This window comes from Alteromonas sp. 4NS20-0143, from assembly GCF_057542855.1.
Map to the genome: position 1 here is coordinate 754,456 of NZ_BAAJLR010000001.1, position 26,065 is coordinate 780,520.

The 26,065-nt window shown below is 43.5% G+C and carries 23 protein-coding genes; 15 read left to right on the top strand and 8 right to left on the bottom strand.

What is annotated here, in order from left to right; all coding sequences use genetic code 11:
* The first annotated feature begins 2 nt into the window (after positions 1–2).
* From AC27HD_RS03175 to fldA, 4 genes are all read left to right on the top strand, one after another.
* Complete coding sequence (locus AC27HD_RS03175; RefSeq protein WP_487103728.1) at positions 3–401, top strand: H-NS histone family protein; 399 nt, start codon at positions 3–5, stop codon at positions 399–401.
* 89 nt (positions 402–490) lie between these two features.
* Positions 491–1,267: an alpha/beta fold hydrolase gene (locus AC27HD_RS03180; protein ID WP_487103730.1), complete on the top strand. Its 777-nt coding sequence runs from the start codon at positions 491–493 to the stop codon at positions 1,265–1,267.
* Between the two features lie 152 nt (positions 1,268–1,419).
* Positions 1,420–1,638: a DUF2788 domain-containing protein gene (locus AC27HD_RS03185; RefSeq protein ID WP_032095830.1), complete on the top strand. Its 219-nt coding sequence runs from the start codon at positions 1,420–1,422 to the stop codon at positions 1,636–1,638.
* 30 nt (positions 1,639–1,668) lie between these two features.
* Complete coding sequence (gene fldA / locus AC27HD_RS03190) at positions 1,669–2,193, top strand: flavodoxin FldA (protein WP_032095829.1); 525 nt, start codon at positions 1,669–1,671, stop codon at positions 2,191–2,193.
* A gap of 91 nt (positions 2,194–2,284) precedes the next feature.
* On the opposite strand, the gene AC27HD_RS03195 is transcribed toward fldA, so the two are convergent.
* Entirely contained in the window at positions 2,285–4,282 is a 1,998-nt protein-coding gene (locus AC27HD_RS03195; RefSeq protein WP_487103732.1) for a methyl-accepting chemotaxis protein, read from the bottom strand.
* 314 nt (positions 4,283–4,596) lie between these two features.
* Here AC27HD_RS03195 and fur point away from each other — a divergent pair, with 314 nt between their 5' ends.
* Positions 4,597–5,022: a ferric iron uptake transcriptional regulator gene (fur, locus tag AC27HD_RS03200; protein ID WP_032095827.1), complete on the top strand. Its 426-nt coding sequence runs from the start codon at positions 4,597–4,599 to the stop codon at positions 5,020–5,022.
* Between the two features lie 96 nt (positions 5,023–5,118).
* Here fur and AC27HD_RS03205 read toward each other — a convergent pair whose 3' ends face one another.
* Genes AC27HD_RS03205 through AC27HD_RS03220 form a run of 4 tightly spaced genes read right to left on the bottom strand, consistent with a single transcriptional unit; the run spans position 5,119 to position 8,469 of the window.
* Positions 5,119–5,985: a D-amino acid aminotransferase gene (locus tag AC27HD_RS03205; protein ID WP_487103734.1), complete on the bottom strand. Its 867-nt coding sequence runs from the start codon at positions 5,983–5,985 to the stop codon at positions 5,119–5,121.
* Positions 5,982–6,956: a 5-oxoprolinase subunit C family protein gene (locus tag AC27HD_RS03210; protein WP_487103736.1), complete on the bottom strand. Its 975-nt coding sequence runs from the start codon at positions 6,954–6,956 to the stop codon at positions 5,982–5,984. Before AC27HD_RS03210 ends, AC27HD_RS03205 begins: the two co-directional genes overlap by 4 nt.
* Positions 6,946–7,686: a 5-oxoprolinase subunit PxpB gene (pxpB, locus tag AC27HD_RS03215; protein WP_487103738.1), complete on the bottom strand. Its 741-nt coding sequence runs from the start codon at positions 7,684–7,686 to the stop codon at positions 6,946–6,948. Before pxpB ends, AC27HD_RS03210 begins: the two co-directional genes overlap by 11 nt.
* A 57-nt stretch (positions 7,687–7,743) precedes the next feature.
* Positions 7,744–8,469: a 5-oxoprolinase subunit PxpA gene (locus AC27HD_RS03220; protein WP_487103740.1), complete on the bottom strand. Its 726-nt coding sequence runs from the start codon at positions 8,467–8,469 to the stop codon at positions 7,744–7,746.
* A gap of 65 nt (positions 8,470–8,534) precedes the next feature.
* Here AC27HD_RS03220 and AC27HD_RS03225 point away from each other — a divergent pair, with 65 nt between their 5' ends.
* The 5 genes from AC27HD_RS03225 to AC27HD_RS03245 all read left to right on the top strand — a co-directional run bounded on the left by AC27HD_RS03225 (position 8,535) and on the right by AC27HD_RS03245 (position 17,836).
* Positions 8,535–9,455, top strand: coding sequence for a CvfB family protein (locus AC27HD_RS03225; RefSeq protein ID WP_487103742.1), 921 nt, complete (start codon positions 8,535–8,537; stop codon positions 9,453–9,455).
* Between the two features lie 22 nt (positions 9,456–9,477).
* Complete coding sequence (locus AC27HD_RS03230; protein WP_334028992.1) at positions 9,478–9,873, top strand: OsmC family protein; 396 nt, start codon at positions 9,478–9,480, stop codon at positions 9,871–9,873.
* A 244-nt stretch (positions 9,874–10,117) separates the two neighbouring features.
* Positions 10,118–11,260 carry an efflux RND transporter periplasmic adaptor subunit gene (locus AC27HD_RS03235; protein WP_487103744.1) on the top strand — a complete coding sequence of 381 codons (1,143 nt, stop codon included), beginning with the start codon at positions 10,118–10,120 and terminating at the stop codon, positions 11,258–11,260.
* Between the two features lie 25 nt (positions 11,261–11,285).
* Complete coding sequence (locus tag AC27HD_RS03240; RefSeq protein ID WP_487103746.1) at positions 11,286–14,672, top strand: efflux RND transporter permease subunit; 3,387 nt, start codon at positions 11,286–11,288, stop codon at positions 14,670–14,672.
* Positions 14,669–17,836 (top strand): efflux RND transporter permease subunit, encoded by a 3,168-nt coding sequence (locus AC27HD_RS03245; protein ID WP_487103748.1) that lies wholly within the window; start codon positions 14,669–14,671, stop codon positions 17,834–17,836. The genes AC27HD_RS03240 and AC27HD_RS03245 overlap by 4 nt, the downstream gene beginning before the upstream one ends.
* Before the next feature lie 104 nt (positions 17,837–17,940).
* Here the strand turns inward: AC27HD_RS03245 and AC27HD_RS03250 are convergent, their stop codons facing one another.
* Both AC27HD_RS03250 and AC27HD_RS03255 read right to left on the bottom strand, forming a co-directional pair.
* Positions 17,941–18,261: a DUF3718 domain-containing protein gene (locus AC27HD_RS03250; protein ID WP_032095818.1), complete on the bottom strand. Its 321-nt coding sequence runs from the start codon at positions 18,259–18,261 to the stop codon at positions 17,941–17,943.
* A gap of 359 nt (positions 18,262–18,620) precedes the next feature.
* Positions 18,621–19,415 carry a DUF2189 domain-containing protein gene (locus tag AC27HD_RS03255; protein WP_032095883.1) on the bottom strand — a complete coding sequence of 265 codons (795 nt, stop codon included), beginning with the start codon at positions 19,413–19,415 and terminating at the stop codon, positions 18,621–18,623.
* Between the two features lie 281 nt (positions 19,416–19,696).
* Between AC27HD_RS03255 and AC27HD_RS03260 the strand changes: the two genes are divergently transcribed.
* The 3 genes from AC27HD_RS03260 to AC27HD_RS03270 are packed head-to-tail and all read left to right on the top strand — an operon-like array spanning position 19,697 to position 22,881.
* Positions 19,697–20,917 (top strand): pyridoxal phosphate-dependent aminotransferase, encoded by a 1,221-nt coding sequence (locus AC27HD_RS03260; RefSeq protein WP_163107244.1) that lies wholly within the window; start codon positions 19,697–19,699, stop codon positions 20,915–20,917.
* A 1-nt stretch (position 20,918) separates the two neighbouring features.
* Positions 20,919–21,518, top strand: a complete 600-nt coding sequence (gene yfbR, locus AC27HD_RS03265) for a 5'-deoxynucleotidase (RefSeq protein ID WP_032095816.1) — start codon at positions 20,919–20,921, stop codon at positions 21,516–21,518.
* Between the two features lie 19 nt (positions 21,519–21,537).
* The gene (locus AC27HD_RS03270) at positions 21,538–22,881 is read left to right on the top strand and encodes an anti-phage deoxyguanosine triphosphatase (protein WP_487103751.1); all 1,344 of its coding nucleotides are present in this window, start codon (positions 21,538–21,540) and stop codon (positions 22,879–22,881) included.
* 42 nt (positions 22,882–22,923) lie between these two features.
* Here AC27HD_RS03270 and AC27HD_RS03275 read toward each other — a convergent pair whose 3' ends face one another.
* A complete protein-coding gene (locus AC27HD_RS03275; protein ID WP_487103753.1) occupies positions 22,924–23,982 on the bottom strand; it encodes an RDD family protein in 1,059 nt (352 codons plus the stop codon).
* Positions 23,983–24,374: 392 nt separating this feature from the next.
* On the opposite strand from AC27HD_RS03275, the gene msrP reads away from it, so the two are divergent.
* Positions 24,375–25,382, top strand: a complete 1,008-nt coding sequence (gene msrP / locus AC27HD_RS03280; protein ID WP_487103755.1) for a protein-methionine-sulfoxide reductase catalytic subunit MsrP — start codon at positions 24,375–24,377, stop codon at positions 25,380–25,382.
* Position 25,383: 1 nt separating this feature from the next.
* Positions 25,384–26,064: a protein-methionine-sulfoxide reductase heme-binding subunit MsrQ gene (locus AC27HD_RS03285; RefSeq protein ID WP_487103757.1), complete on the top strand. Its 681-nt coding sequence runs from the start codon at positions 25,384–25,386 to the stop codon at positions 26,062–26,064.
* Position 26,065 lies beyond the last annotated feature (1 nt).

Below are 26,065 nucleotides of genomic sequence, written 5' to 3' on the forward strand. Positions count from 1 at the left end.
TAATGAGTGATTTTTTAGATATTTTAACCCATGGAAGACGTTTACAAGGTGCAGTAAAGGAATTAAGCATTGAAGAACTGGAAGAAGTTCAAGAAAAATTAGCAAATATTGTTGATAAGCGAAAAGAAAAAGCGCTAGAGCAAGAAAAAGAAATACAGGAAAAACGGGAAAAACTGGCCGCCATTAAACAACAAATGGAAGAAGCAGGTTTAAATGTTGAAGACCTGCAGGCTTTAAGTAGCGAGACAAGCAAGAAAACAGGTAAAAAACGCCCTGTTAAATATAAGCTTGTAGACGAAAAAGGCGTTGAGCATCCTTGGACCGGTATTGGCAGAATGCCACGGGTTTATAAAGACGCCCTTGATAGTGGTAAATCGTTGGATAGCTTTTCAATTAATTAAGGCACGCCTTAATACATACTGTTATTAATTACATTTATATAGGTCTGCATTGCAGGCCTCTTTTTTTCATCAATTTATTTGGCGACTACGTGGATATAAATTACAAAATATCTCAATGCGATAATTCATCGTCATGGCTTTTTTTAATTCATGGATTATTTGGAAGCGCTGATAATTTAGCAATAATTAAACGGCATTTTGAAAAACAATACAATATTGTAAGCATCGACCTTCCCGACCACGGTGAGTCGAAATGGACAAATGGATTTGACGTCACTAACGCAGCCAGCGCCATTAACGATATTGTCGAAGCACTTTCCCTTTCGAGTGTAGCGCTACTAGGTCATTCCTTAGGTGGCAAAGTCGCAATGCAGTTTGCACTTAACTACCCAGAGAAAGTGAGTCATCTTGTTGTGGCTGATATTGCGCCAGTTGCATACAATCACAGGCATTACAGCATATTTAATGGTTTAAATGCGGTTCCACTAGATGACATACAGGGCAGAAAAGACGCTGAATCGGCAATGTCTGAGTTTATTGAAGAACCTGGTGTACGACAGTTCTTACTTAAAAGCTTGTACAAAACGGACGAAGGTAAATGGTCTTGGCGATTTAATTTAGCAGGACTGATAGAGAGCTACCCTCACATAGTAGATTGGCAACAAACGTCTAAACAATTTAACGGGCCTACCCTATTTATAAAAGGGGGCAATTCCGATTATATCACCGCGGAGCATAAAGCCGCTATCGGTACCTATTTCCCGAATGCGAAGGCGCATATTATTGAAGGTGTCGGGCACTGGCTGCACGCGGAAAAGCCTGCGGCTTTTAACGCAATTGTAGAGAGAATGTTACAAAAAAATTGATTTTTTGTATTGATAAAACAATCTCTTATTAAATTTGCGATGACAGCGAATACTATTACATATTTTTGAATGTTTTGGTCTCTTACACATTCGCATATTGTGATATCATTCGCGCAGATTTTGTAGATTACTGATATTGAATTAACGAAACCATGCTTGCAGAAAACTATGAACTAATAGAGTCCATTATGCTATATGGCGGCCTTGCAATACTTTTTGCATTGATGGGCTTTGCTGTGCACGATGTATTGCGTAAGAACGATGTTCCTCTCATTGGTAAAGTAGTGACCTACGGCGTGCTTGGCTTAGGTGCCGTGGGGTTTCTAGCTAAGGGACTCATCGAATGGTTCTGGCTTAATTCAGGCGTTTAAACAGACAGAAATGATTAATAGAGGTTAGTTATGGCGAGCGTTGGCCTATTTTTCGGCAGTGACACGGGTAATACCGAACACGTAGCGAAGATGATTCAAAAAGAATTAGGTAAGCAACTCATTGACGTAAAAGACATTGCTAAGAGCAGCAAAGAAGATATTGCCGAGTTTGACCTTCTTATCTTTGGAATACCTACGTGGTATTACGGAGAAGCACAATGCGATTGGGACGATTTTTTCCCAGAGCTTGAGGGCATCGACTTTACCGATAAGCTAGTGGCAATTTTCGGCTGTGGCGATCAAGAAGACTACGCTGAGTATTTCCTAGATGCCATGGGTATGGTGCGCGATATCGTTGAAGCGAAAGGCGCAATTCTTGTTGGTCAGTGGTCTACCGATGGCTACGACTTTGAAGCGTCTAAAGGCATGGCTGATGACAATCACTTTGTCGGTCTTGGTATTGACGAAGACAGACAGCCAGAGCTTACTGACTCTCGAGTGAAAGCTTGGTGTAAGCAGATTCACGATGAGCTATGTCTTGCTGAACTGGCATAAGCAGCGCCCGTTTATTAAAGATAATAAAAAACCGCTCATGATGAGCGGTTTTTTTGTGTCTGGTATTTTATCCCTGACATTATGCTTTCGTTTATAATTGAAAACGCTCAACCGCTTTTCGCAAGCTTTCAGTTTGCGCATCTAACTTCATGGTCGATTCGTTAGACTGCCTTGTGCTTTGAGCACTGGAGTCTGCCAAGCTGACAATGGTGTTTAAGCTTTGCGCTACGTCGGCCAACAACACGTCCTGCTGTTCGGTATCGGTGACAATGTGCTCGTTGATGTTGCTTAGCTGCTCGATAATTTCCCGAATACCTTTTACCTGCTCTGCAACCTGGTGGGTAATATCAACGCTGCCCTTTGCCTGCTCTTTCCCAGATTCAATGGCTTTAACCGCTTCAGCAGCATCTTTTTGTAAGTTGCCAATCATCTGCTCAATTTCTTCGGTTGAGTCATGAGTTCGATTTGCTAGGGTTCTTACTTCATCAGCAACAACGGCAAAACCACGTCCTTGCTCCCCTGCTCTGGCAGCCTCTATGGCCGCGTTAAGCGCCAATAGATTAGTTTGTTCTGCAATGGTTTTAATAACGTCAAGTATGCTACCAATGCTGCGAGAGTTATCATCTAACCGGGCGATAATCTCTGCAGATGTTTCAGCCTGTTTAGCTTGGCTATCTACTTGCTGTCTATTTCGCTCTACGAGGTGGCCAATGTCTTGACTCTGATTGGTAATATCCCGTAGCGCAGACATAGCCTGATTAATTTGTTTAAGGTTACTGCGGCTTTTTTCCTGTACATGTTGCGTATTGGTGGACGTAACCTTAACTTGCTCTCGTTGGTCATCCACATCAACGAGGCTCTTATCACCCAATTCGACGCTCTCTTTCGCTATTTCGATTAATCGCGTTTCTTGCTCTAAAATATTCCCAACCAGCTCTCTTAGGCTATCGGTCAGGCTATTCACTTTGGCAGACAGTGCTGAAAACTCATCATTCCCTTCTTCTGGTAGCTTCTGGCTTAAATCCCCCTTACTCAATAAACTCAAACCGCGGTTAATGCGACTAAGTGGTTTTGAGATGCTGCGGGTAACCACAACGGCCAGCACGATAGCGGTAATAAGGCCAAAGATAGCAACAATAGTATTTTTAACTAAGTTAGCTTGTACCGATTCTAATATTGCGTTTTGCCCACTTAACGCTTGAGCTTGAACCCGTTTAAATAACGCGTTGATATCGTCTAAGGCCGTATTGAGCGATGAGGTCGCATTGCTTCTCTCTTTCACCGTGTTTTCAATCATGTCTAGCTTTGCTGTTTGCAGCGCTGTTAGCTTATCAACAGCGACCAGTAAGGCATCGTACTGCTCATTAAACGCACTCACCGTGCCACCGTCGTCTATGCCGCTTGCTAACCTATTTATATAGTCTCTATCTACCTGAAGGTTACTGAGTTGATAACTTAAATCATCAATAATCCCTAGGCTTTCTTCTGAGCGATTAGACTCTGCTAATTCGATAAAAGAGTCATTGATTGTGAGAAGCTTGTTATCTATGGCAGTGCCAGCGCCAATTAATGTTTCTATACCTGGATCGTTAGAGTCGATGTAAGAAAGGTCAAGCATAAGTGCACTGGCCTCATCGGCCACCATTAGCACTTGTTCAAGTTGGCTTTGCAACTGCGCCTCTACTTCCATACGCGATTTTATGGCCGCATACATTTTATTACTGCTATCGACGTAATGAAGACTATCTGCAATTGCTTTTTGGGCGTCGTCATTTGAGGGCATTAACGATTTGAGGTTATCGAGATCTTTTGTGAATTCAGAAGATAAAGAATCAAATAATGCTTTATTTTTTTCGAATGAAGCAGCGTTTTCCACATGGAAGCCGTTTGCTGTGATAACAGATAATGACAAAATTTCTGTTTTCACTCTTACCATGCTGGTTTGCTCAGGCATTTTTCGCTCAACAACATCTTCTGCAGATTTGCGGATATCGTTAAGGCCGAAGTAAGATAAAACACTGGTAAATAAAAGTAAGCATCCGAACAGACCAAAGCCTAACGTTATTTTATTTATTATTGTTAACTGCATAATAGAATCCAACAAGTACGCCCGACAAAAGCAAGGAGTGTCACAATAGTCTTTCAATTCTAGTTTAACAATATGTAAATTCAATGCACCAAAAGTTTATATCTATTTTACATATTCATGTTTCTTATCCTGCACTTAATGAACAATCGCTACCTTTTTACGCTTAATTGAACAAACTCTTATTTTTTGCTCATTATTTAGTCGATGAGTAAAATTCGTTCATAAGGTTAAAGAAACCTTAGTTTTACTTTAAAATCGCTACAAGTTACCTATAATACCAGCAAATGTTTTTCACACTTTCTCAGTAGGTTGTAATGGATCAAAATAAAGAATTGAAAAGAGCAGGGCTTAAAGTCACTCTGCCTCGCCTTAAAATTTTACAAATTCTGCAAGACCCAAATAATCAACACATAAGTGCGGAAGATGTGTACAAGATTCTTATCGAACAAGATGAAGAAATTGGTTTAGCTACGGTATATCGTGTTCTTAACCAATTTGACGACGCCGGCATTTTAAATCGTCATCACTTTGAAGGCGGCAAATCTGTTTTCGAAATAAGCCATAAAGACCATCACGATCATTTAGTATGCCTTAAGTGTGGAAAAGTGATTGAGTTTGAAGACGATATTATCGAGCAGCGACAAGAAATGGTGGCAAAGCAGCACAATATTAAGCTTACTCACCACAGCCTGTACCTTTACGGTGAATGTACCGACGGGAACTGCGATACCCTCGACTAATTTAGGCGTGTTGACCTAAAGTTCAAATGAAAAACCTGCCTTTACTCACGTATCGGCAGGTTTTTTTTCGCTTTTCAAGCGTGGCTTATATGCGCATTAAGCGTCAAATTTATAAGCGTGATACGCCCTTATTGCCCGTTCCCACACTTCGCCTGCCTCGCCCTCACCGATGACATTCCCATCAATTTCAATAACCGGAGACACTTCCTTACTCGATGACGTAAGCCACACCTCATCTGCATCGAGAAGTGACTCTTTAGAAAACCACTCCTCTACAACGTTAAGGTTTGCACGCTTAAACGATTCTAGTGCAATTTGGCGGGTGATCCCTGGCAGCAATTCATTATTTAAGGGCGGCGTTTTAATCATGCCGTTTTTCACCATAAATACATTGCACGAACTTGCCTCAGTTATCAGTCCTTTCTCATTAAACAAAATCGTTTCGTTAACACCAGCTTTCACGCCACTTTGAAAGTGCATGACGTTGCCAAGCAACGATGTGGACTTTATATGGCACCGTTGCCAACGCTTGTCTTCTTCTAGTGCCACTTTAAACACCTTGGCACTGCTTCTTGAATTTGACTGGGGGGCTGCCATTTCAAACGCGAAAGCAAAAACCGTTGGTGTAACGCCAGTTGGGTATGCATGATAACGCTTAGTGTCAGTACCTCGACTCACATGGAAATACACTCCCACGTTACCACTTTCTATATGCTGAGCATTTTCTGTTGCCAGCTGCAGCACAATGGATGTCCACATGGCATCGTCATAAGGATTATCAATTTCAATGGCCGATAGCCCCGAGGCCAACCGCGACAAATGGCCCTTAAGCCCTACCGGTTTTCCCGCATAGGTCGGTATCACTTCATAAATACCATCACCAAATAGGAAGCCCCTATCCATCGGTGAAATTTTTGCTTCACTAAGGGGAAGGTATTCACCGTTTAAAAAAGCGACTGTCATGCAATTTCTCCTCTCAATCGCTGCACGTGTTGCCGAGACAAAAGAATGTCGGCTCGGGCTTCTTCACTATTTTGAAAAATAAAGGAAACACTTTCCCCAGGAACCCGCTGAGCCAAGCGACTCACATCGAGTGGGTTTAAACATCCTAGCTTCGGATAGCCACCTAGGGTTTGTCTATCGCGCATCATAATAATAGGCTGTCCATCTGGAGGTACTTGAATGGCGCCTACATGAATAGCCTCTGAGCGCATTGAAGATAGTGATGAAGCAATATCTGCTCCGGTCAAACGATAGCCCATTCTGTCGATTGATGAACTGACCGTATACTCTGAGCTTTCAAACATGCGCTTCGCTACCTGACTAAAATGCGCTTCTTGATAACCTTTAATAACACGTAAAGGCGCGTCTATGTCATTGGCTACATGCTTTCTGCACTTTATCGACATGCTGTGCTGGATTGGCAGCTGTCGAACAGATAACGTTGCATACGTTTGCTCACCGCAACTACTAATATCAATACAGTCACTGTCGCTAATCACTCGACCATCGCCATGAAGGCCGCCAAGGGATTCTCGAACTACAGTACATGCACTGCCAACGTGATAAGGAACCTTCCACTGACCACAAATAGCAAGATACGCCTTACTTCCAACATATTCACTTTCAAAGCTTAAGCGGTCATTTTTATTGACCTTGATACTGGAATAAGACGGCTGGTCATGCCCGTTTACCTGCACCTTTACCTGCCGCCCAGCAACGGCAACAATAGTAGGCTCACTAAAACAGACCGTCATTTTTCCCATCACTTCTAAACAGGGTGTATTGTCGGGGTTGTGAACAAGAAAATTTGCCCAATGATACGCCATTTCGTCCATAGGGCCGGATTGGGAGAACCCTTGGCGCTGCTTACCTATTCTGCCTTCATCAACAATGAGGCTGAAAAGGCCTTTCGAAATTACTTCAACCTTCATGATAGGCGTTAAACTCACTTTCTGTTATCGACACAAATTTTACGGTATCGCCAGCACTTAGCAAAGGTTGATTGTCTTTATCCAACATGTTTTCAGGGCACAGGCCCATTAAATTCCAGCCGCCGGGAGATTCGCTAGGATAGACGGCGGTTTGTCTATCTGCGATGGCAACCGCTCCCTTCGGCACTTTCTTTCTGGGCGTGCTTAATCGTGGGCACTGTAGTTGTATCGGAATATCTCCCATGTAGCCAAATCCAGGAGCAAACCCCACCGCGTAAACCTTATATTCAGTGCTGGTATGAAGTGAAATTGCCTCTTCAATCGACAGGGATGTTTTTTGACTAATTTCAGCAAGATCGTTAGCGTCTGGCGCACCATACCACACAGGCAATATATGGCATTTTCCTGGGGCTACTTCAGTTTCACCACCTGCCGAGCTGCCAACTTCAGGGCCAATCATGGTGTTTCCACCGTTTTGCCAGCTGCGAAGCGTATTGTATACAAAGTGGCTATCGACTCGCTCAATATCGAATATTATTAATAAGCTATCGTAGGATGGCACACATTCTACAAGCCAAGGCCGCTCGCTATTTCTGGCAGCCCTATCGAGTACACGCAACCATTGCTGACAGGCGGCATTTGCTTGTTCTAGGTTTGAACCTGAAAAATACAACATAATGGCATCTGCTCCCACGGGAACAAACTGCTTAATACTGCCAAAAGGTTGCATGAGCATCTCCTACCTTAAGACCACTTTCAAAATAACGTGTTTTTTGAAACAACATAGTTATAGGTAAGCTCTAATTTGGCGGGCTATCTCTACAGCGCCGGCTGTATCGCCGTGCACACACAAACTGTCTGCTTGAATAGATAACGTGGCGCCTGATGCAGTTGTTACTGTGCCCTGCTCTATAAGTTGCTTGGCTTGTACTAACGCGTCTTGCGAACTGAGTACAGCACCGTCTATTTGACGAGACTGTAGATAGCCTTCATCGGTATAGCGTCTGTCAGAAAAAGCTTCAAACAACAGCGATACGCCATGCTGTTTTGCTTCATCTATGATTTCTTGGTGTTCAGATGTGGCTTGTACCATCAACGGAAGTTTTCCTTGGCACATGGCGGCAACACTTTTCATCACGGTTTGCCTAATGTCCTTATTTTTCATCATGTCGTTATAAAGTGCACCGTGTGGCTTAACATAATCGACCTGCGTGCCCACTATGTCAGCCATCCCTACTAATGCACTTACCTGATATTGAATACAGGCACTAAGCTCATTCGCTTGCATTGCCATACTTCTGCGTCCAAACCCTTGCAAATCAGGGTAAGACGGATGAGCACCAACCGACACACCATGGGCTTTGGCAATATCCAGCGCGGCTTTCATTACCAATGGATCGCCAGCGTGAAAGCCACAGGCAATGTTTGCCTGGTCTATCTCAGACATAATGTCTTTTTCCACAGGCATAGACCAGGCCCCAAAACTTTCACCTAAATCGCAATTTAACTTCATAATGGTTTAGCTCTTAACTCCAATCCGATATTATGTTACCTGTTCTATTAAAAAAGTCAGTGTTAATGATAAATATTGGAAAAATTAATACATTGCGCGTGGTAGCAGAATACCCTTTTGGGTACGCCCTAGCCGCCCTAGACGCTAATGAAAACGAGTTTGAGAGTGGTACTGATAACGAAGGTGCTGCTGTTTTCGATTCAGAGGCCCACACCCTTGGCATCGATGAAACCGTTACTCTTCCTCTTGATGAGGTTGAAACACCCCTTGCAACAAATGCGGAGATAGATGTATTTGTTGCCACAAATCAGCGTGGAGAGCCCTACGCAACGGTGAAAAAACCGCTGATTCAAGTGGGTGAAGTCAAAATATTAAAAGCGGTATCTGCAACCAACTTCGGCGCTTTTTTCGACTGGGGTTTAGATAACGATTTACTTGTTCCAGATGACTATCAAGCCGAGCCTGTTAGTGCGGGTATGAAATACGTTGTTTATACGTTTTTTGATAATAAAACCCAGCGCATCTTAGGTGCGACCAAGCTTCACTACTTTTTACAGGAAAGTAACGCCTATTTGAATGAAGGCGACGATGTTGAATGCCTAGTTTATGCCAAAACTGATCTTGGTTTTAAAGTCGTGATAAACGAAAAGAATCTTGGTCTGATTTTTCACAGCGACGCGTTTAAACCATTGAAAGTAGGTCAAGCTACCTCAGGTGTGATAAAAACAATTCGCGAAGATGGCAAAATTGACGTTGTCCTTCAGCGTATAGATAAAGATGCGCGAAGTGAGCTTCAGCAGGCCATTTTAGACGATTTAGACGCCCACGGCGGCATATCGACACTCACTGATAAGAGTGCACCTGAAGATATTTACACGCATTTTAATGTGAGTAAAGCGGCCTATAAAAAGGCGTTGGGTGCGCTGTATAAACAGAAAAAAATCACTATTAACGCTGATGCAATACGATTGAACACTAACACTTAATCTACACAATTCAGGATATATAATGAAAGCACGTGTTTCATGGGATAAAGACCTTACGTTTACTGGTACTACCGACAGTGGTTACAACACCGTGATGGATGGAAACGGCAACGCTGTTTCACCTATGGAGTCGGTGCTTGTTGCTATTGGTGCCTGTTCAAGTGTGGACGTCGTCGATATTTTGAAAAAAGGGCGCTTTGACATTACAGCGTGTCATTGTGAACTTGAGGCCACCCGCGCTGAAGAGCCACCACGGGTGTTTGAAAAAGTACATGCTCACTACACGGTGTCGGGAAAGGGAATTACCGACAAAGCGTTAGCCCGTGCTGTGCAGTTATCAGCGGAAAAATACTGTTCGGTCATGTTAATGCTTAAGGGCAATGTTGACATTACCACCAGCTACACCTTGGTTGAATAAATAATAGGTGGAATAAGCGTTGTCTAGGCAGGCTTTGGGCTTGTAGACTTTAGTTTAAATCGCTGTAACTTAGCGATATTGGCTAACAGATAGTAAAAAAGGCTAACCATTTCGGTTGGCCTTTTTGTTTTTCACCTTCAAAAAACCCTAACATACTGAAACTTAAAGCGTTTAGTTTACTGGCACGTTATCTGCTGATACTGGTCATTATGATATAACGACAATAAATGTTAGGGCATTGACCATGGAAACAACACATAACACCTCATATCAGAACTCAAACAACGCGTCACTTCGCAGTTCGAACACTAACTCTCCATTTTTACGCTATGCCGTTATCGGTAGCACAATTCTTGCGCTTAGCGCATTTGCAACAGGCTGCACAGATGCTGATGCGATTGATGCAGCGAATGGCCCTGACAAAGTAGAAGAGACGGTATTCGCTATTCCCGTTGAAGCACTGCACTTAAAAACGGGCGACATTACTTCAACGTACGATACTACCGCTATTTTAGAGGCCCGTGAAGAAGCGTTTGTCTCTGCCCGCGCATCAGGAATTATTGAAGCCATATTCGTAGAAGAAGGCGACTACGTAGAAAAAGGACAAGCGTTGGCACAGCTAGATAAGCGCAGGTATGAGCTCAATGTGTCAAAAGCACGCGCTGATTTACAAGGTATCGAAAACGAGCTTGAACGCGTCAACAAGGTATACTCACAAAAACTCATTAGTCACGATACCTACGACAAACTCAACGCACAGTATGAATCAGTTAAAGCCTCGTTGAGCATTGCTGAATTGGATTTAAAAGAAACCACAATAGAAGCACCTATCAGTGGGTTTATTGCATCTCGCAATGCCAAAGTAGGTAACCTCACCGAGTCTTTCCAACGTGAAAGAATGTTTCATATTGTGCAGCAAAAAGATCTTCAGGGCGTGGTATTCCTACCAGAAAACGAATTAACGAATGTGTCTGTAGGCCAAGTTGCTACCCTAAACGTTGCCGCGTTAAACAATCAAGAAATAACCGCACATGTCGAGCGAATCAGCCCCGTTATCGACGCCACTACCGGCACCTTTAAAGTAACCCTGCGAGTGCCCAATGGACAAAACACGTTAAAAGCCGGCATGTTTACCGATGTGTCTCTTGAATATGCCACTCATGCCAATACCACACTAGTGCCCCGCCGTGCCCTGGTTACCATTGATAATACCCACAGCGTTTTTGTAGTTGACGGTGGCGTGGTTAAGAAAGTCAATGTATCTACCGGATTTGAAAATAACGATGTTATTGAAGTGACTCACGGGTTAACCGGTAACGAACAAGTCGTTACTGCGGGACATCAAAACTTAAAAGACAATGCGCCTGTTGAAGTTGTAAACAGCTAAGCGAAGATAAATAAGGAATAGTATTATGCGTATTGTCGATATTGCTGTTAAGCGTCCCGTCGCCGTTTCTATGTTTACTTTCGCGGTGTTGTTATTTGGTATGGTGTCTCTTGGTAGGCTGTCGGTGAATTTATTGCCTGATTTGTCTTACCCCACTTTAACTATACGCACCGATTATGATGGCGCCGCTCCCGCAGAAATAGAACAACTGGTATCTAAACCCATTGAAGAATCCATCGGCGTCGTTAAAGGCGTGCGTAAAGTTACCTCTACCTCACGTGCAGGCCAATCAGACGTAGTCTTATCCTTTGCTTGGGGTACGGACATGGACTTTGCCAGCTTAGAAGTAAGAGAAAAACTAGACGTACTTCGACTTCCTCTGGACATTGAAAAACCTCGACTGCTGCGTTTTAACCCCAGCTTAGATCCCGTTATCAAGTTAGGCCTCACTACTGACATCGAAAACCTTTCCGAAAGCGGTATGAAGCGCTTGCGTTTATATGCCGAACAACAAGTAAAACGAGGCTTAGAGTCTGTTGAAGGTGTTGCGGCCGTGCGATTAGGCGGAGGGCTAGAAAATGAAATTCACATTCTTATTGACCAGCGTAAAGCCAGTCAGCTATCTATTCCCATCACAGATATTGTTGAGCGTATAAAAGCGGAAAATGTTAACGCCGCAGGCGGAAGAATAGACAATGCCGCCCAAGCCTTTTTAGTTCGAACACTAAACCAGTTTGAAACACTAGACGAAATCGAAAACTTATTTATCGGCCGCTCAGGTAATCGAAACATCCAATTAAAAGATGTTGCTGTTGTACAAAGTGCTTATAAAGACAGAAGTGTCATCACGCGCTTTAATGGCACAGAAGGTGTTGAAATAGCCATTTACAAAGAAGGTGACGCTAATGCGGTGGATGTGGCTACAAATGTGTCACGTCGCCTGAAAGAAGTACAAAAAGCCCTCCCCTCAAATTATGCACTTGATCAAACTTATGATCAGAGCGTGTTTATAAAACAGGCCATCGACAACGTGAAGTCAGCAGCCATTGTGGGCGGTATTCTAGCCATGTTGGTGCTGTATTTGTTTCTAAAAGACTTCTGGGCAACGGTCATCATTTCTGTGTCTATTCCTGTGTCTGTTATTGCCACGTTTAATTTAATGTATGCCAACAACATAAGCTTAAATATGATGAGCCTTGGCGGTATAGCCCTTGCTGTTGGGCTATTGGTAGATAACAGCATTGTTGTGCTTGAAAATATTGACCGCCACCGCAAACACAAACGTGGCTTAACAAAGGCTCAACATGGCGAAGACGCTACGCAATTTGAGGCGGCCTCTAAGGGCACCAAAGAAGTATCAGGTGCGATAATCGCCTCTACATTAACCACCATGGCCGTCTTCGTTCCACTTATATTTGTTGAAGGCATTGCTGGTCAGTTATTTCGAGACCAAGCACTAACGGTTTCCTTTGCACTCGCCGCATCTCTCGTGGTAGCGCTCACCATCATTCCGGCGATGGCAAGAAGAAAATCAACGCAACAATTATCTCACCAAGATACATTCGATAACCCGTCAGCCTCTGTAAAAACTGCTCCCACTAGTCTGTTAGGTAAAATAGCGTTTTACGCCACCTGGCCTGTTAGAGCACTGTTTAAATTTGTTTTTGTTTTCTTACCTGCCGCTCTTGTGACCTTGATAATTGGTGCGTGGCACATCATCAGCAAATGTTTATCGGTAGTGTTCACACCCCTTGTTTGGCTGTTTTCCAAAGGGTTTGATGGCCTATCAAAAGCGTATGAAGTGTTACTGAAAGCAAGCCTTCGCGCTCGAACTGCAGTGCTAGGTATTGCAGTAGCCGTATCTGCTGGAGGGGTTTTGCTGTTACCTCAGTTGGGTATGGAACTCATTCCCACCATGTCACAAGGAGAGTTCTCAGTAGAAATCACCTTGCCAGCAGGTTCTCCTTTGCAGAAAACCGATGCCGAACTCAACGCACTAGCGGCCGTTGTATTTAATGAGATGAACAGCGTGGGTAGTGGTCCAGAAGACGAACAACAGAGCGGATCGCACACAAAAGTGCAGCGTACTTATGCGATGTCTGGAACGGGCAGCCTCATTAGTGCTGCGCCAAATCAAGGTGGCGATCATTGGGGTCGCTTAAATGTGGTTATGCACGCCAATGCCACCCAACATGACATGCAGCAGGTTCAGAACACCTTGCGTGATTATCTAAACAACAAACCAAATATCGAATCAGTGTTTTCTGAGCCTGAACTCTTTAGCTTTTCATCGCCAATTCAAGTGGAAATTACGGGATACGATTTAAATCAGCTGCAAGAATATGGTGACGCTATTGCGCTTAAGCTAGCAAGCTTTGCGAATTTTACCGATGTAACCACCAGCATTCGCGATGGCAATCCAGAGCTTAAAATAGTCTTCGACCACGCTAAGCTTGCTCGGCTAAATTTAGATGCAGCCACTGTGTCGCAACTGATCGCAGCCAAAGTGGGCGGGCGCATTGCCACCCAATACAGTGTTGAAGATAGAAAGGTTGATGTACTGGTTCGCACAATTGAAAGCCAGCGCAACGATATAGCGGGCGTAAGGGCAATTGTTATTAACCCTCGTTCAACACAGCCTATTCCCTTAAGCGCAGTAGCCGATGTATACATGAGTGTGGGTCCAAGTGAGATTACCCGTGTGGGGCAGCAGCGTGTCGCTATCGTTACGGCAAATTTAGCGAAAGGAAAGCTAGACGAAGCTGTTGAGGTTGCGAATACTGTTCTTGACGAAACACAACTTCCCCTATCACTCAGCGCCACCATTGCAGGTCAAAGTGAAGATATGCAAAACAGCTTCCGTTCGCTGCAATTTGCTCTCGCCCTGGCAGTATTTATGGTGTACCTGGTTATGGCGTCGCAGTTTGAATCCTTGCTACATCCGCTTCTTATTTTGTTCGCAGTGCCACTTGCAGGCGCAGGCTCAGTGTATGGCTTATGGCTCACCAACACACCGCTTAGTGTGGTGGTGTTTATCGGGCTAATTATGCTGTGCGGTATTGTTGTGAACAACGCCATTGTGCTTGTCGATAGAATAAATCAGCTGCGCAGGGACGGGATGGAAAAACACGCTGCCATTGTTGACGCTGCCCAAACCCGTTTACGACCCATTGTAATGACTACATTGACAACCGTTCTCGGTTTGCTCCCCATGGCATTAGGTTTTGGTGAAGGTGCGGAAATAAGAACACCTATGGCGGTAACGGTTATTTTTGGATTACTGTTTGCCAGCTTACTTACGCTCATTTTACTGCCGGTGCTGTATAGCTTATTCGACAATAAAAAAATACCTGTGGATACCAGTGCAGTGATGACACGCAACGAGTCTATTGCAAAAGGAGGCGCGCTATGAAGCCTTCACAAGAAAAGCCGCCCACTGTAGGCGAGGCGGGTCGCGTAGACAAAGTTGCTGGTGCTGGTGCGGGTGTGGATAAAGGCGCTGGTGCCGATGCTGGTAAAGTAGCAGGTATAGGCGCGGCGTTAGCAAGATTTGCCCTTAACAAACCCGTCACTATAGGCATGCTATTTTTCTCCATGCTGCTGTTTGGATTAGTGTCTTCTAGACTGCTTCCGTTAGAGAAGTTTCCCGGTATTGATATACCCCAAATGGTTATCGAAATCCCCTACCCTGATGCTACCCCAATTGAGGTAGAAACCATGATAACGCGGCCTGTGGAAGCGGCCATTGCCACCATGTCAGGGATTAAGCGCCTGCAAGCCCGTTCTTATGATAATAAAGCAGAAATCGTTGTTGAGTTTGATTGGGAAGAAAATCTTAAAGCCAAAAGTATCGAGGCAAGGGAAAAGGTAGACGCGATAAGAAATGAGCTGCCTTCAGATATTGAACGCATTATGGTGTATAAATTTAACACCAATGACATGCCTATTTTTCAGCTGCGCGTGTCTAGCGATCGGGATCTTTCTAACGCTTACGATTTGCTTGAGCGCAATCTAAAGCACCCGCTCGAGCGAGTCCCCGGCGTGTCGAAAGTTGAGCTTTATGGCACCATGAAACGTCAAATCACTATTCGGCTGAACGCTAAAAAGCTTTCTACCTATCGCATAGACAGTAATGAGCTTGAACGAAAATTACAGGGGGCTAACTTTTCCCTAACTGCAGGCTACATGTATAACGATGGTCAAAAGGTGCTTGTTAACCCAACAGGTGAATTTGACGACATCAACGACTTTAAACAAATGTGGATCAAACCCAATATTCGTTTATCGGATGTGGCTGAAGTGAGCTATGAATTGCCTTTGCGAAACGAAGGACGCCATTTAGACAGAAGCTTTGCTGTAGGTTTCAATGTTTTTCGTGAATCTGGTAGTAACTTGGTCAACGTATCAGACGCCGTAATGGCCGTGATCAATGAAGCAAAAAACGACCCTGAGTTTTCGGGTATCAACCTTTTTGTAATGGACGACACCGCCAAAAGCGTTACGTCTTCTCTAAGCGACTTGTTAAGTGCGGGTTTGCTAGGTGCACTACTGTCAGTCATCGTTTTATACTTATTTTTGCGCCAGCTGGTCACCACACTTATTGTTGTGCTGTCGGTGCCATTTTCAATATGTATCGCCCTGGGCGTCATGTATTTACTGGGTTACACCCTAAATATACTGTCACTGATGGGACTGATGCTGGCCGTTGGTATGCTGGTAGATAATGCGGTGGTAGTGACTGAAAGTATTTTTCAAGAGCGCCAGAAAAACAATGATATTGGTTATGCCACACAAAGCGGAGTCAACAAGGTAAGCTTGGCCGTAATTGCGGGTACCGCAACCACCGCCATTGTATTTTTACCCAATATCATTGGCGTTAAAATTGACGTAACCATCTTCTTAGAGCATGTAGCAGTTGCCATTTGTATTTCGCTATTTGCCTCTCTTTTTATTGCGAAAACCCTCATTCCCTTACTGACCACTAAAGTGAAAATTCCGGTGGTCAAGCAGTCAGCGCCCCCGGCTTACATTTCTCGTTACGGGAAAATACTTCAGTGGGTACTTAACAATCAGGGTAAAACATCACTTATTGCTGTTGGTATTCTGGCATCCACTATTATTCCCATGCAGGCGGTGACGTCAGATGATGATGGTAATAACAACCAAGAACGCATTTGGCTGAATTACCACATTACCGAAAACTACACCCTATCGGAGGTAGAAAATACGGTTGAAAAAATGGAAGCCTATTTGTATGAAAATCAAGAACGCTTTCATATTAAACAGGTATACACCTATTTTACTCCAGGGTATGCCACAAGCGGCCTTACGCTTAATGACGACCTACCTGTGCCGGTTAGCCAGATCAAAGAGGATATCCGTGAGTCTATGCCCTCTTTCGTAAGAGCACGCCCCACATTTCAGTGGGAAAGTGGAAGTGGTGGCGGTATTCGAGTGACATTGCTTGGCGAGTCTTCAGAGCAATTAATGAAAATTTCAGACCAGCTGGTGCCGGTTCTTGCCAAAGTGGAAGGACTTAAAGATGTGAAGGCTGATACAGGCTCAACCCGTGACGAAGTTCAGATTCGAATTGACAGAGAAAAAGCCAATCGATTCGGTATTGCGGTTAATGATGTGGCCAAACTAGTTGCTACCGCCCTTCGCGGTAGTAATCTAAGGACGTTTCGCTACAGCGACGCTGGAGAGGTTAACGTACAGCTCAAGTATGGTAGCGATATTCAGTCCTCACTCAGTGCACTCAAAAATATTAATATCGGCTTTGCCCAAAACCAATCAATTACCCTTAATATGATTGCTGATTTTGAAATAAAGCCTCAGCTGTCGCAAATTAACCGTAGTTATCGCCAAACCGCGTTGGCTATTGGTGCCAACCTTGAGGGTGAAACCACCACCGAACAGGCTAGACAGCAAATAGAGGTAGCCCTCGAGAATATTACCCTGCCTACGGGCTATACTTGGACTTTGGACGGCAGTTTCTCTCGCCAAGATGAAGCTAATGCGGTTATGCAGATGAACATGCTATTGGCGCTTTGCATGATATACGTGGTGATGGCAGCGTTGTTCGAATCGCTGATCTTACCTACATCCGTCATAACATCATTATTGTTTTCCTTCACCGGCGTATTTTGGGCGTTTATGGTAACCGGAACATCAATGTCAGTAATGGGTATGATTGGTATGCTTATACTTATGGGCATTGTAGTAAATAATGGTATTGTGCTGGTAGATAGAATTAATCAGCTGGTCAATGAGGGACTCTCTTTGTATGACGCGGTTGTTGAAGGGTGCGTTACCCGAATAAGACCCATACTCATGACAGTGGCAACCACTGTGCTGGGGCTAATTCCGCTTGCCATAGGCACAACGCGGATAGGCGGCGATGGTCCACCTTATTCCCCAATGGCCATCGCCATTATTGGAGGTTTGCTATTTTCTACACTAACCAGCTTGTTCCTTGTGCCGTTAGCATATGTACTACTCCTCAAGTTGAGATTCCACACTCAGCGACTCTTTATCAACGGACGCAACAGAGTGTCGCGTTGGGTAAGGGTTTGAGCCAAGCATCATTAACCAGTTATGACTTCCTGGCTGGGTGTGTGATGTTCTTTTAAAGAACAGCACCACCCGCCTTCTCATATTAACCATAGTCAACGCTTACCTTAACTACGTGAAGTAAGGTATTCGTGAACCGTATCAGCGCCACGTTCAGCTGAAAACTGAATGAGGTTACTTCCATTACAGGTTAACCCTGTGTCTGAGGTAACTAATCGTAGTACCTGACGCTGGCTATCACCAATACGGCCTACATTGCGTGATATATTTGAACGGAAAGTTTTGATGTCGTCGTTGATAATGGCTTTGCAAAATCCTGCAAATTCAGTTTCACCAACAAAGCGTACTTCTTTTTCTGAAGTAGCAGCACTTGCACTGCATGCTATTGATAACGTTGCTGTAGCAATAATGGTCTTTAGCAATTTCATAATGTTTTCCTCGATGCATAAAAAGGTTTTTAGCACTCAGGTCATTCCTGAGCGCCTATTAGTTATGCATCAAGATTGAAACTTTTTCTGTTGTAATGTTGTGTAAGGTAGGTAAATTTGCAGTAAATTCAATTGTTAATACATAATTAATAGCTTAACCAATTGAAATATAGAGATTTAATTGAAATCAATATTCCAGATTGTTATTACAAATAGGAAATGAGAAACAAAAAACTCTAATACTAAAGTATAAAAAACGTTTTTTTGAACCTCCAATTCTGAAATTTTAACAAAAAAAATGGCATTTCAGATTATTTTTCACACTGAAATGCCATTTTATTTTGTAATAAAACTACATTTTACTCGTATTTTCTTTCGACTTTCGTTTCTATCGCGTCGATATAAGCATGCCAAGACCCATATCCAATAAGCGGCATTAGAATGATAAAACCGACAAACCCAGTGACAAATCCTATGGCAACGGCCGAGAAAATTATTGCCGCCCAAATCAACATGGGAACTTTATTTAACCACACCGCGTTGACACTCGTTAGCACAGCGGTAGCAAGATCGACTTTGCGCTCCATGAGTATTGGTTGAGTGAATGCAGTAATAAACAGCATGATCATGGTAAATGCCGCCCCCACTAAGGTGCCCAACATTAGAAACGGTAGTAAACTCTCAAGATTGTTATCGATATAAGGAGGATAAAGGGCATGGATTAGCGACGCTACACGTAGCCAAAAAATCATCATGACCATGATGAGTAGCGCAAAACCCCACTCATTAAATGCATTTCTTCGCATTGCTCGCAATGAATGTCTTAACGTAGGTTTGTGACCTTTTTCCATTTCCCAGCTTACATCGTAAAGACCTGCGGCTAAAAACGGGCCTATCAACATAAAGCATACGATGGCAGGCAGAATAACCAAGTGCCAACCCGTCATTTCAACTAAATACATAATGAACCATGGAATAACGGCGAACAGTACACCATAGAAAACTGTTAATCCTGGCGCTCGCATGGCGTCTCGCAACGCCAATGACAACCATTTTATGGGGTCGCCAACATCTAATTCTTTACAGGGAATGACACGCGCAATGCCACTTTGAGTAATCGCATTTTCTGGAGTTTCTTTAAAATGGTGCGACATATTAAAATCACCTCTGATGGTAAACTTGCTTTTTCTTGGTGTTTTTATAAACACCTTATTCTTACGATAGGCTTATATGAATAAGTTCACAAGTTATTAACATAAATTTTATAACTTTATAGACAAATGGATAGTCAAAAGGATAGCCATCACCATTATTGTTCGCAATTTGTGCAATGAGGGATAAAAAGTGTCGTCATTCGCTGAATTCATCTAAATTGCCGTCGCATCTCACTGTGGATTGCGATAATCTCAAGGCATGTAAATCAACCAGATAGACCATGAAAACTGTATCTCGCTCACATAAATTAGATAACGTTTGTTATGACATTCGAGGCCCAATAGCAGCACAAGCTAAAAAGATGGAAGACGAAGGTCATCGCATATTGAAATTGAATATCGGTAACCCTGCCCCGTTTGGCTTTGAAGCCCCCGACGACATAGTGAAAGACGTTATTCATAATCTGCCGACTTCCCAAGGGTATTCAGACTCAACGGGAATTTACGCGGCGCGTGTAGCAGTTATGCAGTACTATCAACAGCGAAATATCAAAGATATTCGCGTTGACGATGTTTATATTGGTAACGGGGTCAGCGAACTCATCATGATGGCGATGCAAGCACTGCTTAATCATGGTGACGAAGTGCTTATTCCAAGCCCTGACTATCCACTGTGGACAGCAGCGGTAAGTCTATCGTCAGGCTCTCCGGTTCATTATCATTGCGATGAACAGGCCGATTGGTTTCCTGACCTTGATGATATTAAAAGCAAGATCACCAGCAAAACTCGTGCAATTGTTCTGATTAACCCGAATAACCCTACGGGGGCTGTGTATGATGAAGCGCTTCTGCAAGACATTGTTGAATTAGCGCGGCAACATGGACTTGTTGTATTCAGTGATGAAATTTACGATAAAATTCTTTACGACGATGCGAAACACACCAGTATTGCGTCGCTAGCCGATGACGTGTTTTTTGTTACTTTTAGCGGCTTAAGTAAGAACTACCGTGTCGCCGGATTTCGCGCTGGTTGGCTATTGGTTAGTGGTAATAAGCGACTGGCCTCAGATTATATTGAAGGGCTCAACATTCTCTCTTCAATGAGAATGTGCGCAAACGTACCTTGTCAAAGCGCTATTCAAACTGCACTTGGCGGATACCAAAGTATTAACGACTTGGTAAATGAAAACGGCAGGCTGCGTATACAGCGTGATGTGACCACTGACATGCTTAACGGCATCGATGGCATACACTGCGTTAAACCTAAAGGCGCTATGTACTGCTTTGCCCGAGTGGACGAGAAAAAATTCAACATTCACAACGATGAGCAAATGATTTTAGACTTGCTTAGCTCGGAAAAAATTCTGCTGGTACATGGCAAAGCATTCAACCTTAATAGTGGCATTTACTTCCGCTTGGTATTTTTACCTCACAGTGACGTTTTAGTGCCTGCCCTGCATAGAATTGGAAATTTCTTTAGAACCTACAAGCAGGGAGCTTAATATGTCAGATAGAAGTCATTTCTTTGCTCACTTATCTCGGCTTAAGTTAATTAATCGCTGGCCACTGATGCACAATGTGCGTACCGAAAATGTGCAGGAACACAGCTTACAGGTGGCAATGGTTGCTCATGCCCTTGCGCTTATCAAAAATAAATTTTTCGGTGGCACCGTTAATCCAGAGCGTATAGCCACAATGGCCATGTTTCATGACGTATCTGAGGTGTTGACTGGTGACCTTCCCACGCCGGTTAAGTACTTCAACCCGGCGATAAAAGAAGAATATAAAAAGATAGAAAAGATAGCGGAAAATAAGCTCATTGAAATGGCGCCTGAATCCTTTCGCGATGACTATGCCGCGCTGATAGATTCACAAAACCATAACCCAGAAGATGCTTTCATTGTGAAAGCAGCGGATGTGCTGTGTGCTTATCTAAAAACGTTAGAAGAAATTGCCGCTGGAAATCGCGAGTTTACGCTAGCAAAGAAACGCTTGGATAAGATATTGAAAGAGTATCACTCTGAAGAAGTGGATTACTTTCTCACTCAATATGTACCGAGCTTTTCGTTGAGTCTTGATGAAATAACCCAAGACGAAATGTAACATTCAAAAAGGAGTTACTGTGACGATATCTCAATGGGAATTAGATTTACACGAGCGTCGCCTTCCTCGCAGCGAATCGAGAGACGGCGATCACAGAAATCCTTACCAAAGAGATAAAGCAAGAGTACTCCACAGCGCCGCTTTTCGACGGCTTCAAGCAAAAACACAAGTATTGGGCGTTGGTTTAAGTGATTTTTACCGAACTCGACTGACGCACTCGCTAGAGGCCGCTCAAATAGGTACGGGGATCACCGCGCAGCTTTGGAACAAATTTCCCGATATAGCCAAAGACTTAGTGCTCGACCCAACCTTAATTGAAACCATCTGTTTAGCTCATGACATTGGCCACCCTCCTTTTGGTCATGGTGGAGAAATTGCGCTCAACTACATGATGCATGAACACGGTGGTTTTGAAGGTAACGGTCAAACGTTTCGTATTGTTACTCAGTTGGAGCCGTACACGGCCGACCATGGCATGAATTTATGCCGACGCAGTATTTTGGGATTAGTCAAATACCCCAACTTCATAAATACACTGCATACTAAAGAGGCTGCCGGCGCTCGGCCCCAATCATTGCGCCAAGTTAAAGCCGATGATTGGCACCCGCCTAAAGGGTTATTTCAATGTGATAAGCCCTTGTTCGATTGGCTACTTGCTCCGCTAAACAATGACGATAAACAGTTGTTTATGCAATTTACTGGCAGTACAAGCGCTCACAGTAAAACCTGCTTCAAGTCATTTGATTGTTCTATTATGGAGCTGGCCGATGATATTGCCTACGGAATCCACGATTTAGAAGATGCCATTGTCATGGATATGGTGCAAAAAGCGCATTTCATAGAAGATGTGACGACCCCATTAAAAGCTCTGTCTATTCCATGGCTTTCAGATAATATCGAATCGCTGACCACAAAATTGTTCAGTCATGCCCACCACGAGCGTAAAAATGCTATTGGCGCGCTGGTAAACAGCTTTATCACTGCTATCGAAATTCAAAAGGTAGACGGCTTTTCTCATCCGCTATTAGCCTTTAATGCCACCATGCCCCAAGGCTTTGGCGAAGCATTGGCGCTATTTAAGCGATTTGTGTTTAGAAAGGTAATACGTCGCCCTGATGTTCAGCTGTTAGAATATAAAGGGCAATTGGTGGTGATGGTGCTCTTTGAAGCCTTTGCCTCAGATCCTGCCCGCTTGCTGCCAGAGAACACACAAGAGCGCTGGCGTAAAGCAGAGGAAGCGGGAAACGGAATGCGTGTGATCGCCGACTATATATCAGGTATGACCGACGAATTTGCATCTCGCCTTTACAGCAGTATATTTTCCCCTAAACAAGGCGGTATTCAAGACAGCTTCCATATCTAGCGCTAGGTGTAGAACAAGATTATTAGGTTCAGTTGCGCAAGGCTAATCGTTAACCGCATCCGCAACAGTTGTTGCATTCACAACTTGGTTCACACTCCCCTGAATAACCACGGTGGCTGATATTTTATCCTGAATAGCCTGTCTGTTTGGATCCCAGTAAACCTGTAAAAAGCCTAATAACCCTGTCGCAAAACCTGCTCCGTAACCGCCGTAGCGGCCAAAGCAATCAAGCATGCCCAGTGGCTCACCGCTTAGTGAAACCACGCGAATATTACACACTTTTTTACCTGGAGTTTGCCCGCGCCAAAGTAACGAGAACAAGGTAAAGTAAACAGCAGCCCAACCAAAACCTAAACCTAGGTCTTGTATAATACCTTTGCCCCACTGCAAGATACTGGTTACAGGTGTTGTATTGTTTTCGTTTGTATTTTCGTTTGTATCTTGGCCCGCAATACTCTCTGGCGCTGAATCTACATTTTCAACATCATCTGCTGCCATAGGTTCATCATCAGCTATAACCATTAAGTGCAATAGCGCTCGAGCAGCTTGACTATTTCCAGTGTCTTCAATTTCAGCAAGTTCAGGCAATTGAGCAACTAAATTAGCGCTAGCAGCACTTTGGCAAATATCATCGCAATTTTTATCATCGTCTGTTTGCGCTAAATATGTGCGAATTATTGATTTATCATGCTCACTTAACTCATCTTTTTGTTCTGCTTTGTTTATTTGTATTCCTTGCAGAGTGCTGCCGTCTTCAAAGAAGTCTATGGCTAACGAGAGTACCGTTAGCGAGCTTACAAATAAAAAGCCTGCTGCAAAAAGCTTAAGGGCTCTGCGCCAAAACGACGACATTTTAGGAAGGTATTGTTGTGCTGTGCCTTTATAAAAAGCCATAGCAGCGACAAAGGCAATTAACGTTGCGCTAAGCTTTGCAGCCATAAATATTAGAATGACATCAATGATCATTGCCATTGCGCGTTTAATAGGTGGAGCCAAAGGAATGCCTAATAGCGCTTGGTCAACTTTAAAGGCATACGGGGTTATAACATTTCTGGTTTCTGAGCCAGACAGCGCTAATTGCTCTATTTCGTTGGCTTTCATTTTTATACTTGTTATTAAAATATGTAAATCATTCAAGTTACGCGCTTTTCATTTTCAGAACAAGCTAAAGCTATTGATTACTATGCATAAAAAAGCATTGTGGGTTTATTTAGGGCGTGTTCTTTTTAATTCATGAAATTTTATTCTTATTAAATGGGTCTTATTTTATACGTGTTAAATCTGTAGTGACTTTTTATAAAATTCGCGTGTGTAATTTCATGTAATAAAACGCGTGTAAAACAAGGCGTGTAATACAAGGCATTTAATACAGGTGCAATCCTAAAGCCTTGTCTTCACGTAAGTAATGTAACCTTGGTGCCTCCGCGCGCAGTCGACGTTAGCTGCTTTTCAGTTTTTAATATCTAAGCGCGCTCAATAATTATGGTGTAAGTATGTCTAAACCTTTTAAGCCTTCAGTAAGGCTAACCGACAATCATGTTACCGATGAAAGTGTTTATATGAACCGGAGATCATTGCTTAAGTCTCTTGGGTTTGTCGGCGCGTCAACGCTACTTGCACAATCTGCAAGTGCGGCTGACTGGTTTTGGGAAGACGAGAAAGAGAAAGCAACCTTTCAAAGTAAGTCGCTGGATTTTACCAAACCTAGTCAGTATCAAATTAATGAGACTCGAACCCCAGAAAAGAAAGTCACGTCTTACAATAATTTTTATGAGTTTGGCACATCAAAAGATGCGCCAGCAGAAAACGCCAGTGAATTTAAAACCGACCCATGGACATTGAAAATAGATGGTTTAGTTAAAAAGCCATTAGTTCTCGACCATGACTCATTGACAAAGCGATTTCCACTGCAAGAACGCATTTATCGTTTGCGCTGTGTAGAAGCGTGGTCGATGGTGGTGCCTTGGATAGGGTTTGAATTAGCAGCACTTATCAAACAAGCCGATCCATTAATGTCAGCAAAGTACGTGGCATTTGAGACCCTGTACGAACCAGAACAAATGCCAGGGCAAAGTAATCGATTTTTGGGTGGCGGCATTGAGTACCCCTATGTTGAGGGCTTACGCTTAGATGAGGCTATGCATCCATTAACGCTGATGTCGGTTGGCTTATACGGGAAAACCCTGCCCCCACAAAATGGAGCCCCCATTCGATTGGTTGTACCTTGGAAGTATGGGTTTAAAAGTATTAAGTCTGTGGTGCGTATCCGTTTGACAGATAAACAACCTCCGACAACGTGGAATCGACTTGCCTCAAATGAATACGGTTTTTATGCCAACGTGAATCCTAAGGTCTCTCATCCTCGTTGGAGCCAGGCGAGCGAACGTCGAATTACCTCTGGTGGTCTTTTATCTCGAAACCGAATAGAAACGCAGCTGTTCAATGGGTATTCAGAAGTGGCTCCTCTTTATTCGGATATGAACTTGGCAAAGTTTTACTAATATGGCACCTAGGAAAGCTCCCCTGCGCCTGTCTCCATGGCTCAGACGTTCAATTAAATCAGTCATTCACATAGTCGCTCTCGGTTACTTAGTGTGGCTGTTCTACGCTGGAATTACCGACACGCTAGGGCCAGACCCAGTGGATACACTCTTAAACGAGACCGGCATCTGGGCAATTCATCTTTTATTCATTACCCTATTGCTCAGCCCGCTGGCTAAGCAGATGCGTAGCCCAGCTCCCATTCAGTTCAGAAGAATGCTTGGTGTGTATGTGTTCGTCTACGCATTGGCTCATTTGAGTACCTACGTTTTGTTTGAGCTTCAACTTGATATGGCGCTAGTGCTAAGTGAACTCGTTAGTCGCCCTTACATTGTGGTTGGCATGGTGGCGTTATTGCTACTATTAGCTCTTACTGCGACTTCTTTTAAGGTAATACAAAGAAAAATGGGGAAGCGTTGGCAGCAGCTGCACAATGCAATTTACCTCATATTACCACTGACTCTTTTGCACTTTAGCTGGTCACAAAAAACCTTTTGGCAAGAGCCCATTTGGTATTGGTTAGCGGGAATCATTCTCTTAGCACCGAGAGCAAAACAGTGGCTAATGACATATAAAAAGAAAAGAAGTCGTAAGCAGGCAAAAAAATCAGCGGCTAAAGCAAATAGCCCTCAATACCCTTAAT